The 17,416-nt window shown below is 55.0% G+C and carries 11 protein-coding genes; 1 reads left to right on the plus strand and 10 read right to left on the minus strand.

Annotated features, from left to right (window positions below; all coding sequences use genetic code 11):
* Window positions 1–483: 483 nt before the first annotated feature.
* From AC3Y2E_RS10620 to AC3Y2E_RS10635, 4 genes are all read right to left on the minus strand, one after another.
* Window positions 484–1,212, minus strand: coding sequence for a metallophosphoesterase family protein (locus tag AC3Y2E_RS10620; RefSeq protein WP_379209936.1), 729 nt, complete (start codon window positions 1,210–1,212; stop codon window positions 484–486).
* A 15-nt stretch (window positions 1,213–1,227) separates the two neighbouring features.
* Window positions 1,228–3,618 (minus strand): bifunctional diguanylate cyclase/phosphodiesterase, encoded by a 2,391-nt coding sequence (locus AC3Y2E_RS10625; protein ID WP_379209938.1) that lies wholly within the window; start codon window positions 3,616–3,618, stop codon window positions 1,228–1,230.
* Window positions 3,619–3,750: 132 nt separating this feature from the next.
* Entirely contained in the window at window positions 3,751–5,292 is a 1,542-nt protein-coding gene (locus tag AC3Y2E_RS10630; RefSeq protein ID WP_379209940.1) for a response regulator, read from the minus strand.
* A 2-nt stretch (window positions 5,293–5,294) separates the two neighbouring features.
* Window positions 5,295–7,037, minus strand: coding sequence for a sensor histidine kinase (locus AC3Y2E_RS10635; protein WP_379209942.1), 1,743 nt, complete (start codon window positions 7,035–7,037; stop codon window positions 5,295–5,297).
* 208 nt (window positions 7,038–7,245) lie between these two features.
* Here AC3Y2E_RS10635 and mgrA point away from each other — a divergent pair, with 208 nt between their 5' ends.
* A complete protein-coding gene (mgrA, locus tag AC3Y2E_RS10640; RefSeq protein ID WP_379209944.1) occupies window positions 7,246–8,235 on the plus strand; it encodes an L-glyceraldehyde 3-phosphate reductase in 990 nt (329 codons plus the stop codon).
* A 739-nt stretch (window positions 8,236–8,974) separates the two neighbouring features.
* Here the strand turns inward: mgrA and AC3Y2E_RS10645 are convergent.
* The 6 genes from AC3Y2E_RS10645 to AC3Y2E_RS10670 form a co-directional block, all read right to left on the minus strand.
* Window positions 8,975–11,722, minus strand: coding sequence for a transglycosylase domain-containing protein (locus tag AC3Y2E_RS10645; protein WP_379209946.1), 2,748 nt, complete (start codon window positions 11,720–11,722; stop codon window positions 8,975–8,977).
* 150 nt (window positions 11,723–11,872) lie between these two features.
* Window positions 11,873–12,115: an RNA chaperone Hfq gene (hfq, locus tag AC3Y2E_RS10650; RefSeq protein ID WP_190924873.1), complete on the minus strand. Its 243-nt coding sequence runs from the start codon at window positions 12,113–12,115 to the stop codon at window positions 11,873–11,875.
* Between the two features lie 77 nt (window positions 12,116–12,192).
* Entirely contained in the window at window positions 12,193–13,152 is a 960-nt protein-coding gene (miaA, locus tag AC3Y2E_RS10655) for a tRNA (adenosine(37)-N6)-dimethylallyltransferase MiaA (RefSeq protein ID WP_379209949.1), read from the minus strand.
* On the minus strand, window positions 13,149–13,922 hold the full coding sequence (locus tag AC3Y2E_RS10660) for a class I SAM-dependent methyltransferase (RefSeq protein ID WP_379209951.1): 774 nt from the start codon (window positions 13,920–13,922) through the stop codon (window positions 13,149–13,151). The genes miaA and AC3Y2E_RS10660 overlap by 4 nt, the downstream gene beginning before the upstream one ends.
* Window positions 13,922–15,943, minus strand: coding sequence for a DNA mismatch repair endonuclease MutL (gene mutL / locus AC3Y2E_RS10665; RefSeq protein WP_379209953.1), 2,022 nt, complete (start codon window positions 15,941–15,943; stop codon window positions 13,922–13,924). Before mutL ends, AC3Y2E_RS10660 begins: the two co-directional genes overlap by 1 nt.
* Window positions 15,943–17,403 carry a S41 family peptidase gene (locus AC3Y2E_RS10670; protein WP_379209955.1) on the minus strand — a complete coding sequence of 487 codons (1,461 nt, stop codon included), beginning with the start codon at window positions 17,401–17,403 and terminating at the stop codon, window positions 15,943–15,945. Before AC3Y2E_RS10670 ends, mutL begins: the two co-directional genes overlap by 1 nt.
* Between the last annotated feature and the right edge of the window lie 13 nt (window positions 17,404–17,416).

Consider the following 17,416-nt stretch of genomic DNA (forward strand, 5'->3'; position numbering starts at 1 on the left):
TTGTTTGAGATTCCTTTTTGGGCCGATTACACGCCAAAGTGACTGTAAAAATAAGTTATTAATGTTCTTTGTTTACTAATAAATGAAAACTTAACGTTCTATGTTACTGTTTTTGCAACGCTAGTGCTGCAAACCACTCTTATTCCTTGCAAAACGGCGGTCGGTTGCCCCATCCCATTCCGCCCCTTTCCTTCTCACCTGTCCACAAGCATAGGGCCGGGCGGTCACGATTCATGATTCACGATTCACAAATCTGCACTTGCTGAACCGCTTAAGAAAAACTTCTTAAGCGAAGCCTTTGTCCCGAAGCCTGGACCCGGCGTATCAGATAGCTTTTTTTCGTACAGAAATTCGCTCTGAAACCTTAACAAACCGCGTTCCTTACGGACGCGGTCCATCTTGTATGGCCAGTCAGCTGCAGGTTCTTTACAGCGCTCCGGGTTCTTGTGCTTGCGACGCCCTTTCTCCCGCTCCCGCCTCGGCCTACAGCCGTAAATGCTGGTTTCCATGGAAAGCTCTCAGAATAAACGGCCCGTCTGGAACGTTCAGCAAGGAGTAGGATCGCAAAAACAAACTGTTATCGTATGGCGCTTCCTTCAGCTCGATCGCGACCTCCCCGTCCCGAACCGTGACGACGCCGTATCGGGCGACCGGCGTATCGCTGCAGCCGAGGGCTCCCGGATTCATGTACTGTCTGCGGACTGTTCTAAACAAATGAACAGGGTGATGGTGACCGAAGCAGACGAGATCATAGCCGCTATCTCCGTACAGCTTATCGAGCTTGACGCCGTCCGGATCGGGGTCGATCGCCGCATATTGGCCGTCGTTCCCGAGATGGTAATGCGTCAACAAGATTCGGCGTCCCTCGTGCCGCACCTCCTCCTGAAGCGGCAGCCGGCTGAGATACGGGACAAACTTGGAATCCAGCCGTCCCGCGATCCACTCATGATGGGCAAATGCTTGCTCGTGCCCCGGCAAACACCCGTCGCCCCGAATGATACGCAGCACAGCCTGCTCATGATTGCCGGTGATACAAAACATGTCGTTACGCGCCGTCAGTTGCTCCAGCACTTCGTTCGTATCGGGACCGATCCCGATCAGATCGCCGAGGCAGTAGATCCGGTCGAAATCGCCGGCTGCGTCGATGTGCCCAAGCGCCGCTTCGAGAGCCGGGCTGTTGCCGTGAATGTCGGTCAGTATCGCCGCCTTCATTGCAGTCCTCCTTGTTTAAGCTTGGATCGGCGTCCAAAACGTCTTCTCCACTTCGTCCGGCGGAAGCGGTCTGCTGAAATAGTAGCCCTGGATTTCCTTGCAGGCGTTCGCTTTTAATATTTCCAGCTGGTCCTCCGTCTCGATTCCTTCCGCGATAACGTTCATATTCAGATGGCGGGCCATCGAGATAATGGTCTCGACGATCGCTTTATCGTTGTCGTTCATCGTGATGTCGGCAATAAACGACCGGTCGATCTTCAGCTTATGAATCGGAAACTGCCTCAAGTAGCTTAGCGAGCTGTAGCCTGTGCCGAAATCGTCCAGACTGATCCGGATACCGAGCCGGGCCAGATCGTCCAGGATCGCCTTCGAAGTGGCCGGGTCCATCATCATGCTCTCCGTAATTTCCAGCACCAAATATTCCGGCGCCAACCCCGTTTCTTCGAGAATGCGGGTCACATAACCGACCAGGTTGTTCTGGTGAAACTGCAGCGAGGACAGATTGACGGATACCGGAATCCGCGGCCCTCCTCCATCGTGCCAATCCTTCATTTGCCGGCAAGCTTCGCGCAGCACCCACGTTCCGAGATCATAGATCAGTCCGGTCTCTTCGGCGAGCGGGATAAACGTTTTCGGGTACAGTAATCCTCTGGCAGGATGATTCCAGCGGACCAACGCTTCGATTCCGATCATGCTCCGGTCGGACGTGTCGAACTGCGGCTGGTAGTGAACGGTCAATTCGTCCCGCTCCAACGCTTTTCTCAGATCCGCTTCGAGCTCCATTTTCTCCGCCAACCCGGAATCCAGTTCGCGTGAATAATAACGATAGCCGTTTTTTCCGTGTTTTTTCACTTCATACATGGCCGTATCCGCGTTGCGGAGCAAGATCTCGGACATTAGGCCGTGATCCGGATAGGCCGCGATTCCGATACTCGCGGTTACATAATAATCGTTGTCCTTGATCCGGTAAGGAACTTGCACCGACCGGATGATCCGATCCGCAAGCCGCGCCGTATCACCGCTATATTCCTGACCGCTGCGGCACAGAATCGTAAATTCGTCACCGCCCATTCTGGCGATTGATACGTCGAACCCTTCCGCGTTAAGGAGCAGCCGCTCGCTTACTTCTTTCAGGAACATATCGCCGTAAGTATGGCCGAGCGAATCGTTAATGAGCTTGAACCGGTCGATATCAAGAATCATAACCGAAAACCGGCTACCCCGCCTCTCCCCGTCCTCGATCGCTTCCGCTAACAGCTGGTTGAACTTTCGCCGGTTCGGCAGCCCGGTCAGCTCGTCATGATAGGCCAGATAATGGATCATCTCTTTGGAACGTTTCTCTTCGGTTATATCTTTGATTAACAGATGGGTGCCTGCCGCTTCCCCGTCGATCTCGACGGGAACGGGATTCACGCTCAGCTCCACGCGGCTGTTATCGTTTCGTACGAAGGTCGTTTCATAACTCGAATCTGCCGAGAGGCCCCCAGCGATTCCACTGCCGAGCGACGCGATGGGCGCATCTTTGTATCCCGCCTCGGTGAATCCGGTAAGGATCGAAGCCGCCGGGTTGAAGCTGATAATCTTTCCCTGCGTATCGATCGATATAATCCCGTCCGAATTATTTTCGTACAGCGACCGGTACCACCGTTTATGCTGTTTGATCGCCGAATCTTTTTGCGAGAGCCGCTTGTTCACATAGACGCTGAACAGCGTGAAGCCAAGAGTAAGCAAAATGCCTGCCGAGATAATCAAAGCGAGCATACCGGGCTCAATCCGCATCCCCCCGCCGGTCGGACCGTCGCCGGATCGGAAAGTAGCCGCCGCCATCCCTGTGTAATGCATGCCCGCAATAGCCGCGCCCATTATAGTGCCGCAGCCGAGCTTGTACAGGACGACGTAACGGGACTGGTTTTTGCGAAAAACGTACAGCAGCCATAAGGCTGCAAGCGAAGCGGCGATCGCGATCGCGACCGACAGGGCGACGAGCATCGGGTTGTAGGTGATTTGAACCGTCATCGCGGCCATCCCGATGTAATGCATCCCCGATATTCCCGCGGCCATCAGAGCCGAGGCGGCCACCAGCTGCTTGGCGCCGAAGACGGTTCCGCTGACCGTATGCAACGCTACACTGGAAACGGCTATAGCGAGCAGAACCGACATAACAAACGGCCCGAACTTATACGATACGTCCATCGGCAAGGAAAAAGCGAGCATGCCGACAAAATGCATCGACCAGATGCCAAGTCCCATCGATACCGCTCCGCACCCAAGCCAGATCGAGCGAGCCTTCCCTCTCGAGGTGACGATCCTTCCGGCCAGATCAAGAGCCGAATAAGACGCAGTTACAGCGATAATATAAGATAACGCGACCAGAAAAAGGTTGTACGAGCCGTGCACATGATCCATCGGTTTCCCCTTTCCATCCGCATTGATTAAGTAGGTTATACGCAAGAAGGCCGGCTGCGTTGCGCGGCCCCGATATCCCAGGATGCCAGTGAAAGCTTCGCGGCGTCCTGAAAATAGACACCCTGTAGGTGTCTATTTGTGCGTCGCCTCGAACTCTTTCGGCGTACAGCCGACAAGCCTTTTAAACGTCTTCGCAAACGATTTCGGGTCGGAGAAGCCGACCGCTTCGGCAATTTCGTACACTTTCATCTCGCCGGAAAGCAGCTTTTTCTTCGCTTCCTCGATACGGATCCGGGTTAACGTCTCAGTCAGCGACTCCCCCATCTCCTTGCTGAACAAATCGCTGAGATAGCTGCGGCTCAGCTTCACGTGATCGGCGATATCGACGGTTCCGATGTTGCGCCGGTATTGCTCGCTCATGAACTGGACGGCTTTTTTGATAAACGGATTGTTCGACGCTTTGGAGCGCTCTCCGCCGTACGGCCTTCCCCACAGCTGCTCCGCTTCCTCGACCATGAACGAACACATCAAGTCGGCCCGCGGGATGGAGCGGATCTGCTCCAGCGACACAGATTCAGGCTCGTCTTCGCTTCGCCGGGACTGCTGCCTGGCGAAGCCGGCCGCCAAGCCCAGCATATCGCATACGAAGCTTTGAAGCTTGGCGACGTTAGGCTTATAGCGCCGGATGGACTCGGCAATCATCTCGATCCAATGGCCGGCCGCTTCTTTGTTCCCGTTGGATACGGCCCGCAAAAAGTCGTTTCGCTCCTGAACGGGTAGCGGTGCTTCTTCCGCAGCGGGAAAATCGTCAACGATCAGCGGTCCGGCTTCTCCATAAAAGTACCGGTGCCCTTGCCGGCGATGAACCGCGAGTGCATGAACGAAATCTTGTGCCTTCGGGATCACCGGGCCCAGCCCGACAAACCAATCCGCTTGCGGTGGAGCGGCTTCCTTCAATTTCGTATACACGCTTTGCGCGCATCCGAACATCCATTCATGACGTTCCTTCTCGGACAAGCTCCGGTCGGTGCCGCCCATCACGATCCATACTTTGTCGCTCCATTTCAATACGGCCTTACTGTGCGGGATCGTCCACTCCTCCAAGGAAGGGCGAAAGACGGAATCGGTCTCGACCCAGATGCTGAACGTTCCCGCCCCCCGCTGAAACAGCTCGGCCTCCAGTCTTGCCTCGCCCACGCCGGCCTGCACGTATTGACGCAGCCAATCGGCGAGACGATACGCTTTCGACTGCTTGAGCTGCTCCTGCCATTCCGCGATAACCCGCTTCGTATGGCGCTCTTCATCCAGCTTGGCGCGCACCGACCGGAGAATGTCGACCAGCCCGTCCGGCTCCATCGTCGGCTTCAGGATATAGTCCTGGGCGCCGAGCTTCATCGCTTCCTTCACGAGCGAGAAATCGTCGAGGCAGCTGAGGACGAGAAGCCCTACGTCTTCCTGCAATTCCTTCACTTCGCGCATCAGCGCAAGGCCGTCCATTCGCGGCATCCGAATATCCGTTATTACAATATCGATCTGTTCCTTGCGGAAACATTCCAGCGCCTCTATGCCGTCGGAGGCTTCGCCGACCAGATGGAAGCCGTGCTCCTCCCAGTCGACCAGCGTTCGCAAGCCGATCCGGATAATCGGCTCATCGTCGACGATCAACACATTCATAATCAGGACTCCTCATTTCGGTGTATAGGCAAAGACAAACGGACGGTAGTCCCCACATTCAACTTGCTGAACACATGCATCTTGTAATCCGGCCCGTAGTACAGCTTAATTCGCTCCCGGATATTGCGCAAGCCGATGCCGCTCATTCGTTCCTTGCTGCTCGCAGGGTTATGCTGCGGATTCACAACCCCGTCCGGCTCGGCTATGCCTATGCCGTTATCCTGTACCTGGCACAGCAGCATATCGCGGTCGAGCCAAGCCCGAATCGTAATCTCCCCTTCGCGGGGACTGTTCGCAAGCCCGTGAATGAGCGCATTTTCGACCAGCGGCTGCAGCATCAGCTTCGGCACGAGACAAACGGAGGCAAGCGGATCGACATCGAGGTTCAGCTTCACCAGATCGCCGTAACGGAACGACTGGATCGCCATATAGTCGCGCAGCAGCGCAATCTCTTCCTTCAGCGTAAGAAAATCGCCCTTCTTGCCGAGGCTCGCCTGCAGCAGACGAACGAGCGCGCTGACCGCGTCGGATATTTGCGGCGTTTTATGGATTTTGGCCACCCATTTGATCGTATTCAGCGTATTGTACAAAAAATGCGGATTCAGCTGATACTGCAGCGCTTCGATCTCCGCTTCTTTCTTAAGCGACTCCTCCAGCTTCGCCTGCTTGATCGTCTCCTCCAGACGATTCAGCATCTGGTTGTAGCTGTTTCCCAGTTCGTCGATCTCACGCACGCTACCGGAAGTCCAGTACGCCTTCAGATCGCCCGATTCGGCACGTTTCATAAGCCGGCGCAGCGAGTGCAGCGGGCGGGAGAACAAAGCGGAGAATAATACGGAGCTGACGATAGACACCGCGAGAACGATAGTGAAAAAGACGATCACCGTGTTGCGCATCGTTGATTTCAGCGCCATCCCGTCCGTATTCGGGACTTCAACATAACTCATCCACGTCTGTCCCGGTACCGATAACGGCCTCTGGGAGACGATCACATCCGGTCCCGCTCTCAAGAAAGCGTCTTTCTCCGAAAGAAACAAGGACGTGCCTTGCTCCGTACCGGGCTGCCGGGTTCCGCTCTCGAACAGCACGGAACCAGTATCCGGATCCCACAGCGCCAGATTGGATAAGCCGCTGTCGCCGCGCATCTCGTCGAGTATACGGGTCATATCCGCCAAGATTCGAATGGAGCCGTCCACATAATAGTCCGAACCGTACAAGGGACCGACCCAGGACATCCGGTTGCGGCCTTCTTCGCGTACGAAAAAGTCGGAGCGGTTAACCGGCATCCTCGAAGCGCGCGATTCGTAGTCGAACGGGCTGCCAGCCGCGCAGAACGAGCTGCCCTCTTCGATCGCAAAGCAAAAATCAATTATATGTTTCCGGTACTCCAGCCGGTACGAGGCTGAATGTACGATCGATTCCTTCACTCTGCGCATCGCGGCGTCTTCCTCTTCCAAGCCGGACTTGCCGGATTTGAGCCACAGTTCCAACCCGGGGGTTTCCAGGAGCGATCTATATACATATTCGAGCTCCCGCATTTCTTTCTCCAGCTGGCGCGTGACCCGGTCATGCTTGGCCGATACCGCCGCTTTCCATTCCGCTTCGGTACGCTCCGCCGACTGGACGTAAAAAAACGTTAAGGCAATACAAACCGGAACAGATCCGATTATAATCAAATAAAGGAACATACGCACCTGAAAGCTTTTGAACGGCTGTGCGGCGAATAAGGAAACCAGTCTCTGCATGTCGTCACCTGTATGGTTGATATTGCCGAATCGATCCTGACTTACTTCGACAAAGGAGCTCCGGAATCCTACTTGAAGGTGGAAGCGAATCGAATGCGCGCCTGAAAATCGGCGTACCGAGATCCGTTGTTGCAGCAGGACGGACGAAACCGTTATGATGAAGAGGTAGTAGCGAGGATCTCTACATAGAGGAGGCGTGACAACAACAATGACCTACACTCCTGCAAGCGACCGGTACGAATCGATGGTATACAACAGGTGCGGACGTTCCGGACTGAAGCTGCCCGCGATCTCGCTCGGGCTGTGGCACAACTTCGGCGGAGTCGATTATTTGGAGAACATGAGGGCGATGCTTCGCCGTTCGTTCGATCTCGGAATTACGCATTTTGACTTGGCCAATAACTACGGTCCACCTCCGGGAAGCGCGGAAGAAAATTTCGGTCGGATTCTCAAAACGGATTTTGCCGGTTATCGCGACGAACTGGTCATCTCGACGAAAGCGGGCTATCATATGTGGCCGGGACCATACGGGGACTGGGGTTCGCGGAAATATCTAGTTTCCAGCCTCGATCAAAGTCTGAAGCGGATGGGCGTCGATTACGTCGATATTTTTTACTCGCATCGTCCTGATCCGGACACTCCGCTGGAGGAAACGATGATAGCGCTCGATCACGTAGTGCGTCAAGGCAAAGCGCTGTATGTCGGGATTTCTTCGTACAATGCGGAGCAAACGGCCCGTGCCGCCGAAATATTGAAGCAGCTCGGCACGCCGCTGCTGATTCACCAGCCTTCCTATTCGATGCTGAACCGTTGGATCGAAAACGGTTTGCAGGACGTGCTGGACGAAACAGGGGCAGGCACGATCGCCTTTTGCCCGCTCGCCCAAGGGCTGCTTACGAGCCGGTACATTTCAGGAATTCCTGAAGATTCGCGCGCGGCCAAAGTGACCGGATTTCTGAAATCCAAAGATGTGACCGACGACAAAATTGCGAAAATACGCGCTCTGAACGAGATTGCCGAAGGACGCGGCCAGACGCTTGCGCAAATGGCGCTGGCTTGGGTGCTTCGAAGAGGCAAAGTAACTTCCGCCCTGATCGGCGCCAGCCGGGTATCCCAGATCGAAGAAAATGTCGCGGCATTAAATCGCCTGGGCTTCAGCGACGAGGAATTGGCAAAGATCGATTCCATATTGGCTTAAATGGCACAAAAAAGGCCGGCAAGGGGAACTGCCCTGCCGGTTTTTCTTGTCGCCAGAATGTTTAAGTTCTCTAAAGTGATAAAGCATCGATGTGAATAAGCGAATCCAAACATTCTGAACCAAGAAAAGCTGCCTCTTACGCAGGATCGTTTAGCGTGGTAAAGGCTTCGTTTAAAAGCTTTTCTTAAGAGATCAGAATGTTTTTGTTCTTCTCCGCATTAAAATGAAGATGAGCCCGGAATGTAAGCTAAACCATACTCTAACGGACATAGTAGAGGCTATTTCGCTGAAAAAACAGTTTTTTTAAATGTAACGGTCACCACGAGGCTGTCGATTCAATGTGGACAACCAAGTGGAAAGGGAAAAGATTACCTTCTGGCGAGTTTTGTCTGGAATCCCCTACCTTACAATCCTTATGAAATCAAGGGATTCCGGACAACCTGTCTGAGCAGAAGAAGGTAACTTTTCACTTGGAACGGTCTGCTAACACTTCTACACAATGAATCGACAGTCTCACCACAGCGCTTATTTACTCCGAACCACCTCTAAAAGTAACATTTCTCACCAAATAGTTGCATTCATGTCCGTTAGAAGTCAAATGGATCGAAATTCACCGTAATAACGACCGCTGTGTCCGTTAGAGTTTTTGTTCTTACACACCGTTCACAGCGGCATGTGCTTCGAGCCGATTCAATAGGGTTAGAGTATAACCGAGTAATCAGATCGTATCCGATACCGTCTATCGGGTCTGATTAGGAACTTGATTCGGATTTGGAACCGGCTGCTGCGTACTTCCGCCCCCTGTACCGACGGAGCCCGTCGGGGTCTGGTTGCCGCCGGATGTACTGCCCGTTCCGCTTCCTGTGCCTGAACTGCCGGTCCCGGCACCTGAATTCGAACCTCCGGGATTGCTTCCAGTGCCGTTGCCGGTGTTGTTGCCCGTGTTATTTCCGGTGTTATTCCCGGTATTGTTGCCAGTATTGTTACCTGTGTTGTTACCCGTGTTGTTACCTGTGTTGTTACCTGTGTTGTTGCCCGTGTTATTTCCGGTGTTGTTTCCGGTATTGTTTCCACCAGTATTTCCACTACCGTTGTTATTGCTATTGTTGCCTCCGTTATTACTGCCGTTGTTGTTTCCGTTAGTATTTCCGCTGCCGTTAGTATTTCCGTTGCCGCCATTATTGCCATTGTTACCGTTATTGCCATTGTTATTGCCGTTGCCGTTATTCCCGTTCCCCTCGCCGGGGCCTTGATTGCCGCCTGCCGGAATCTCGACCGTAACGATATTGGACTTCTCCGCTTCTATGCTCGTTGCCGAGTTGTACGGAACTACGTAATACTCGTACTTGTCGCCCGGAATCGCCATATCGCGCAGCTCCGGCGTCGCCGAGCTGGCCAGCAGCTTCGGCTCGCTGTCCTTCGTTCCTTTGCGGAACACTTTATATACGATATTGTCGCCTTGGACCGGAGACCAGGTCAGTTTGACGGTTTGTTCTTCCTTGATGTAGGTGCCGGCCAGATCGCTGACGGTTGGCGGCGGTGCGCTGATATCCTCGATGCCCTTCGGCTTCACGAACTGCGAAGGCTTATAATTCACAAGCGCCTTCGTCATAACTTCCTTGAACAAAATAGCGGGCCGCGCGCTGCCGTCCTTCACGTAATGCTGCGTGTCGGTCGTATCGAAGCCCATCCAGATCGCCGCCGACCATTCCGGCGTATACCCGGCGAACCAGACGTCGCGGTTATATTTCTCCAGCCCTTTCAAATCCAGCTGGGTCGTGCCCGTCTTGCCGGCTACCGCCCGGTTCATCTTGGCGCTGGCTCCCGTGCCGTTATCTACGGCGTTTTTAAGCATCTCGGTCATATACCATGCGGTTCTCGCGCTCATCACTTGTTCCGGCTTCGCCGGCTTGTACGTGTAAACCTCCGAGCCTGCACGTTCGATTTTCAACACCGAATGGCTTTCGTTCAGTTGACCGTTGTTGGCAAACGCGCCGTAAGCCGCAGCCATCTGGAGCGGAGTAGCGCCCTTGGTCAATCCGCCGAGGGCGATCGCGAGATTCCGGTCTTTCGTTTCGTCAAGCGGGATTCCGATCTTTTTGGAAAAGTCCATCCCCCGCTTCACACCGATTTCGTTGAGCAGCCATACGCTGGCGACGTTGCCGGACTTCTGGATCGTTTGCTTCATGCTCATTTGTCCCAAGTACACGTTATCCCAATTGGAAGGGGAATAACCACCGAACGACATCTTCTCGTCCTTCAGCATCGTATACGGATTGTACTTGTTGAAGTCGTACTCCATCGCCGGGGCGAACACAGTAATCGGCTTGAACGACGAGCCCGGCGCCCGCGGACGGACGGCCCGGTTCATATCTTTGGTCTTGTAGTCCCGGCCGCCGATCATGCCGATAATACCGCCTGTCTTATGATCGACGATGACCATCGCGCTTTGCATCTGCTGCTTCGGACCGTCGGCCTGGAACAGCTTGTCGTTGGCGTAAGCCTGCTCCATCGCCTTCTGCGCGGTCTGATCCATCGTCGTATAGATTTTGTATCCTCCGCGCAGCAGCTCATCCTCGGTTTTACCGGTTTTCTCGACCGCTTCGTTAACGACGTAATCGATAAAGGCGGCGTATTGGTTGCTCTTGGTCGGAGGCTTGTAGTCGTATACGACTGCGGCCGCATTCGCCCGTTCTTCCTCGGTAATGTAGCCCTGGTCCTTCATCAGCTGCAGAACGACGCCGCGTCTTTCTTTGGAACGTTCCGGATCGCTGATCGGATTATAATACGACGGCGCCTTGGGGATCGCCGCCAAGGTAGCCATTTCCCATACTTGGAGCGATGTCAGGTCAGATTTGCCGAAATACAGCTTCGCTGCCGCCTTGACGCCATAAGCCCGATTGCCGAAATAAATCCGGTTCATATAGGCTTCCAATATTTCCTCTTTAGTCTTATTCCGCTCCAGGGCCAGCGCAATGGCGGCTTCATTCGCTTTGCGGAAAATCGTCTTGTCGGCGTCCAAAAACATGTTTTTGGCCAGCTGCTGCGTAATCGTGCTGCCGCCTTCAACAAGACTGCGGTGCATAATGTCCTTGTACAGCGCGCGGCCGATCGACCAGAAGTCGATCCCGTTGTGCTCGGTAAACCGTTTGTCTTCGGTTGCGATAAACGCTTGAGCCAGTTTGTCCGGAATTTCGCTCATCGTCACCAGCTCACGGTTTTCCCTGGCAAGCGTCATCACTTCCTGATTGTCTCTGTCGTACACGATGGCCGCGTCGGCCATCACCATCTTATCTTTATTTTCCTCATAATACTTTTCCCCGTTCAGCATGATTACGATATATCCCGCCATCGCGCAAAAAGCGCCAAGCGCGCACGTAATCAAAAACCAGACAAGCAGCTTTTTCGGACGAAACTTCTTTTTCGCCTTTCTTTTTTTCGGTTGTTTTTTCGGCTGATTGGCGTTGGAGTTCCGTGTTGCGCTCATCGTCCGACTCCCTCCTTACCCGATTGAAGCAAAAGAACAACCCGGATGGGGTTGCTCTGCTTCTTTACTTGTTCATTTATTAAACGTAACGGAGGCGCAAAAAGTTTCATCCGCACGTCTTGGCCCCGCAGAAAGCGGGTTCCCTCACGATCAGGATTCGGCGGCGGGCTCTTGAGGCATCAGCGATACCGGACGCTGCGGCGTAAAGGTCGAGATCGCGTGCTTGTACACCATCTGCTGACGGCCTTCGCTGTCGATAATGATCGTGAAGTTGTCAAACGCCTTGATGTATCCGCGAATTTGGAAGCCGTTCGTCAAATAGACGGTGACTGCAATGCTCTCTTTGCGAAGCTGGTTCAGGAACGTATCCTGAATATTGATCGACTTGTTCATGAAAAGAGTACCCCCTAATCGTTTCGAATCATAAAATTCCACGGACGTATGCCGGAATTATTCGGATTGCTCCCTACTTATTCTGGATCGGGTGGAAACTTTCCTGCTATTATATCACTAATTATTTGCAAATGCGCAGAAATATTTGGCTCCGTCACGTCGACCCAGCGTATGTCCTTCATATGCCGGAACCAGGAAAGCTGGCGCTTTGCAAACCGCCGCGTATTCCGCTTCAGCAGATCTACGGCCAGCGGCAGCTCGTACTGCCCGGTCACATATCCGGCAATTTCCTTATAACCGAGACCCTGCATCGAAACGAGATCGGTCGAATACCCTTTGTCCAGAAGCGACGCCACTTCCCGGACCAGCCCCTGCTCCATCATCAGATCGATCCGCTGCTCGATTCTCTCGTACAGCAGATCGCGCTCCATCGTCAGCCCGACGATACATAGTTCGTAAGGAGATTGCTTTTTTTGTCGGGCCAAATGTTCGGATTGCGGGATTCCGGTCAATCGGTACACTTCAAGCGCCCGGATCGTGCGCCTGCGATCGTTGGAATGAATGCGCTGCGCGGACGGAGGATCGATCGCTTTCAGCTTGTCGTGCAGCGCCTCTTCCCCGTAACGATCCGCGTACTCGTTCAGCTCGCGGCGGTATTCGTCGTCCGAACCGCCCTCGCTGAACTGATAATCGTAACATACCGATTCGACGTAAAGCCCCGTTCCTCCGACGATAAAGGGAAGCTTGCCCCGGCTGCTTATCTCTTCGATCAAAGCCCGGCTCCGCTCCTGAAACTCCGCGACCGAAAACGGATAATCCGGATCATGAATATCGATCATATGATGGGGAACGAGCGAGCGCTCCTCCTCCGTCGCTTTGGCCGTTCCGATATCCATCCCCCGGTATACCTGCATCGAGTCTCCGGATATAATCTCGCAGCCGAACCGGCCGGCCAGCTCCAGACTCAGCTTCGTTTTGCCGACTGCCGTCGGTCCGACGAGAACGAGCAGCTCCGGTTTCTTTTCCGTTTCCGTCAAGGGTGAATCACTCCATATGCAATTTTCGTTCGGGTGCGCGCTGGCTGATGGAACCCGAGCCGCTCGAACTCCCCGCTGTCGCGGTGCTCCTTCAGCACGACGCTCCGGCGGGCGACTCGGACGGCTTCGCGGATCGCTTCCTCCTTCAGCGGCTCGTGATTGGCGGCCTGGCGAAGCGGGCCGATGCCGCTCGACTCCTCGACCGGCTGCCGGAACATCGGATCGAAGTAGACGATGTCGCAGCTGTCGTCAGGCATCATCCGGAGCACGTCCAGATGATGTCCCAGCTTCATCCGCACCCTTCGCATCGCTTCGTTAAAAGGCTCCAGATGAGTCACGTAGGAAGCGAGCCCTTCCTTGACGATCGTATACAACGCGGGCTCGCTCTCGACCGCGGTGACGCTGCCTTCGGCGCCGGCCACATACGAGAACACGATCGAGTCCGCACCGAGTCCCGCCGTACAATCGAGAATCCGGTCTCCGGGCTTTGCTCCCGTTATCTCGATCAGTCCGTCGTTCTCTCCGTTCATCAGCCTTTTCACACGGACAAACGAAAGGGACGGATGGAAGAAAAGCGGAGCGTCCCCGTCTCCGTAATAGTGCAGCTCCCGTTCGGACACCAGCATAAAACGGGAATCGCGGTAGCGTTCGCCCAATCTGCGTACCGATGAAGTGCCTCGCGGAACATAACGGACTCCGAGTTCCACTGCCAGCCGCTTCGCGCGCGCTTCCGTATCGGGCGAAGGGGAGTAGGAAGTCGTAACCAGCATCACATCACCCGCTTAAACATTTTTTCCAGCTCATAAGTGGAGAAGCTGACCACGATCGGACGGCCGTGCGGGCACGTATACGGGTTGCGGCAAGCGGCCAGCCTGTCGAGCAGCGCTTCGATCTCGGTCGTGCTGAGCGATTGGTTCGCTTTGATCGAAGCTTTGCAGGAACACATAATCGCCGCCTTCTCTCGTAGCTTGGTCAGCTCGACCGATTTTTTCTCGGCCAGCAGCCATTCGGTCATCTCCTCCACCAGAGCCTTTTCTTCTCCGGCAGGAAACCAGTAGGGAAGCGCCCTGACCAGAAACGTGCCGCCTCCGAACGATTCGAGATAGACTCCCACCTGTTCGAGCACCGGCAGCTTATCCCGGATGACGTCCGCTTCGGCAGACGTAAACTCCAGCGTAATCGGCACGAGTAGCTGCTGGCTCGCTTCGGCCGGCTTGCCGAATTTCTCGTAATAAAACTCGTAATTGATCCGCTCATGGGCCGCATGCTGGTCGATCAGATACAAGCCGTTTTCGTGTTGCGCCACTATGTAGGTACCGTGCATCTGGCCGATCGGGTCCAGTCTCGGAAATTGCGGAGCAGCGGGTTTCGTTTCCGCGGCATCCTCCTTCGCCGGGAGCATGTCAACCAGCTTGTCGTAAGAGAGCCCGTTTTTCGGCTGCACCGGATAGGCAGGCTCGCGGGAAACGGCTTGTTTCTGCGAATACGGGTTAACCGGCTGGCGTACCGGCTCGCGAAACTCCTTCGCAGCACCCGGATACGGCTCCTTCACGAAAGGAGGCGCCGGCTTCGCCGCCTCCCTCTGCTCCGAATCGGGCCGTGCCGCGCCCACCGGTAATTGCTCCGGCGCTTGGACCGTTTCCGACACAGTGTCGCGCTCATCCGGAATGCGAGGAAGAGGAGGAGGCTCCGGAAGCGGATGATCCGTCAGCGCGTCCGGAGCCGGGGCGCTCCGGTACAGCTCCATCCGCTCCTGGACGACAGCCGCCTTTGGCGTCGGTCTGGAGGCTTGCGGGATAAGAACCTGACCTCTTAGTATACTCCGAATCTGATCTTCGATAAACCGGACGAGCTCCTGCTCCTTGCTGAACCGGACCTCCAGCTTGGCCGGATGGACGTTTACGTCGACCAGCGACGGGTCCATGCCGATATGCAGCGCCGCGATCGGATACCGGTTGATCGGCAGCAGCGTGTGATAGGCGCTCATCACGGCGCCCGACACCGCGTAATTTCGGATAGTGCGGCCGTTCATAACAATCGTCATCCCTTGTCTGTTCGAACGGGTGACATCGGGACGGCTGACGTATCCCTTCAGCGTATAGTCGGCGTTCCCCCCTTGGACGGGAAGCAGCGCCTTGGCCGTCGACGTTCCGTATACGGCGGCCATCACCTGCAGCACATCACCGTTGCCCAGCGTCTGCAGCAGCAGATTGCCGTTATGCTTCACGCTGAACGCGACATGGGGGTGCGCCATCGCCAGACGGTACATATAATCGGATATATGCCCGAGCTCCGTCTGGATCGTCTTCATATATTTCAGCCGTGCCGGCGTGTTGTAGAACAGCTCCCTGACGGTCATATCGGTGCCGCGGGAAGCAGCCGTCTCCTGAAACGCCTTGATGGAACCGCCCTCGATAATCAGCTTGCGTCCGAGTCCGCCCGTCTCCGCAGCGCTGACGCACTCCACCTTGGAGACAGCGGCGATACTCGGCAGCGCCTCTCCGCGGAACCCTAACGTGCGGATATGGAACAAATCTTTGCCGCTCTCGATTTTGCTCGTCGCATGACGGAAGAAAGCGGCCTCGCAATCTTCCGTAGCGATGCCCGACCCGTTGTCGGTTACGCGAATCAGCTGTAGGCCGCCCTCTTCAACCGTCACATCTATTCGGGTGCTCCCCGCATCAAGCGAGTTTTCGACGAGCTCCTTCACGATCGACGACGGACGTTCGATTACTTCGCCCGCCGCGATCTGGTTTGCCACATGCTCGTCCAGCACTTTAATTTTTCCCATTAAACCCCGTTTCCTTTCGTGGTCAGCACCGTTTTCTCTGCATCGCTCGTCCATTCAATTCCGGGGAACTTCTCCTTAAACTTGGCCAGCTCGATAAAACCGGTACCTTCTACAATGCGGAAGCCCGAATTCGCGTCGAACAGGATACGTTCCGCTCCGGCGCCGATATCGACTCCCGCCGCGGTATCGTTCCACTCCAGCGGTTTGCCTGCGAAGGCGGCCAATACCCGGGCCGGCAAATAATCTTTGTCGTCCAGCTTCAGGCGGGGCAGACCGACATCGAAAAATTCCAAGCCGTTCACCTTGTAAGTGTGCCGGAACACTTCGAGGCGAAGCTCCTTAAGTCCGGCCGTATGAAGACCGATCAGAAGCTGCGGGACGTAACCTTCGGTGTTCACATCCGGCGTCAATCCGACGTTGTTGACCGTACGTTTTTTCGGCGACAAATATTCCTGGATCGTCAGCTTCAGCACGCCGCCGGATTCGAGCGGGTACAGCCCCTGTACGCTGCCTTTCCCGTATGTCTTGGTGCCCACAGCCGTTGCTTTGTGATAATCCTGCATAGCGGCCGTTAACACTTCGGATGCGCTTGCGCTGTTTTCATTGACGAGAATTACAACCGGGAATTCTACCGTTTTGCCGTTCAGGATCTCCAGAGGTTCATCGATATCGTCACGATCACGGGTATGGATCAGGACCCCTTCCGGGATAAACTGCTCGGCGATATGCTTCGCCGTTTCCAAATATCCGCCCGGGTTGTCGCGCAAATCGACGACAAGTCCTTTGATTTTCCGGTATTTCAGGTCGGAGAGCATCAAGGCGAACAATTCGTCGGCATCTTCCGAGAAGCTGTCAATGTTCAAATAACCGATCTGCCCTTCCATCATGCCGCCGTCAACGACCGGAAGGTGGATCTGCCCCCGCTTCGGCTTCAGGTTCAGCTCCTCGCCGCCGCGTCGGACCGTAATCGACACTTCCGTTCCTTTCGGCCCGCGGACGAGTTCCGTAACCTCATTAAGCGTCATGTCCGCCGTCGGCTTGTCCGCTACGGCTACGATATAGTCGCCGCGCTTCATCCCGGCCTTCTCGGCCGGCGATCCTTCGAAAATTTGAACGGCGATATAGCCACCTTCATCGTGGCCGAGCCGCATGCCGATGCCGGGGTAGTTCAGCTGGATGGAATTGTTGAACGAGTTCCATTCCTTCTCGTCGAAATAATCGGTGTAAGGATCGTTCAGCGAACCGATCAGTTCTTCGATCGAACCGTTCTCCGATTCTTTGACGGACGAACCGTTAATATGCATCTGATGGATCAGCTGATACACTTCCTTGTATTGCTGCTCCTTCGTCGCCTGTTCCGCCGAAACGGCGGCAGGGAACATCAGGGCGCCGAACAGAGCGAGGGAAGCGCTCCATGCGGGCAGTCGTTTCAAGAAGCCGGATACCGGGGCTTTTTTCATGTGGAGCCCTCCT

The organism is Paenibacillus sp. MAH-35, from assembly GCF_058135425.1.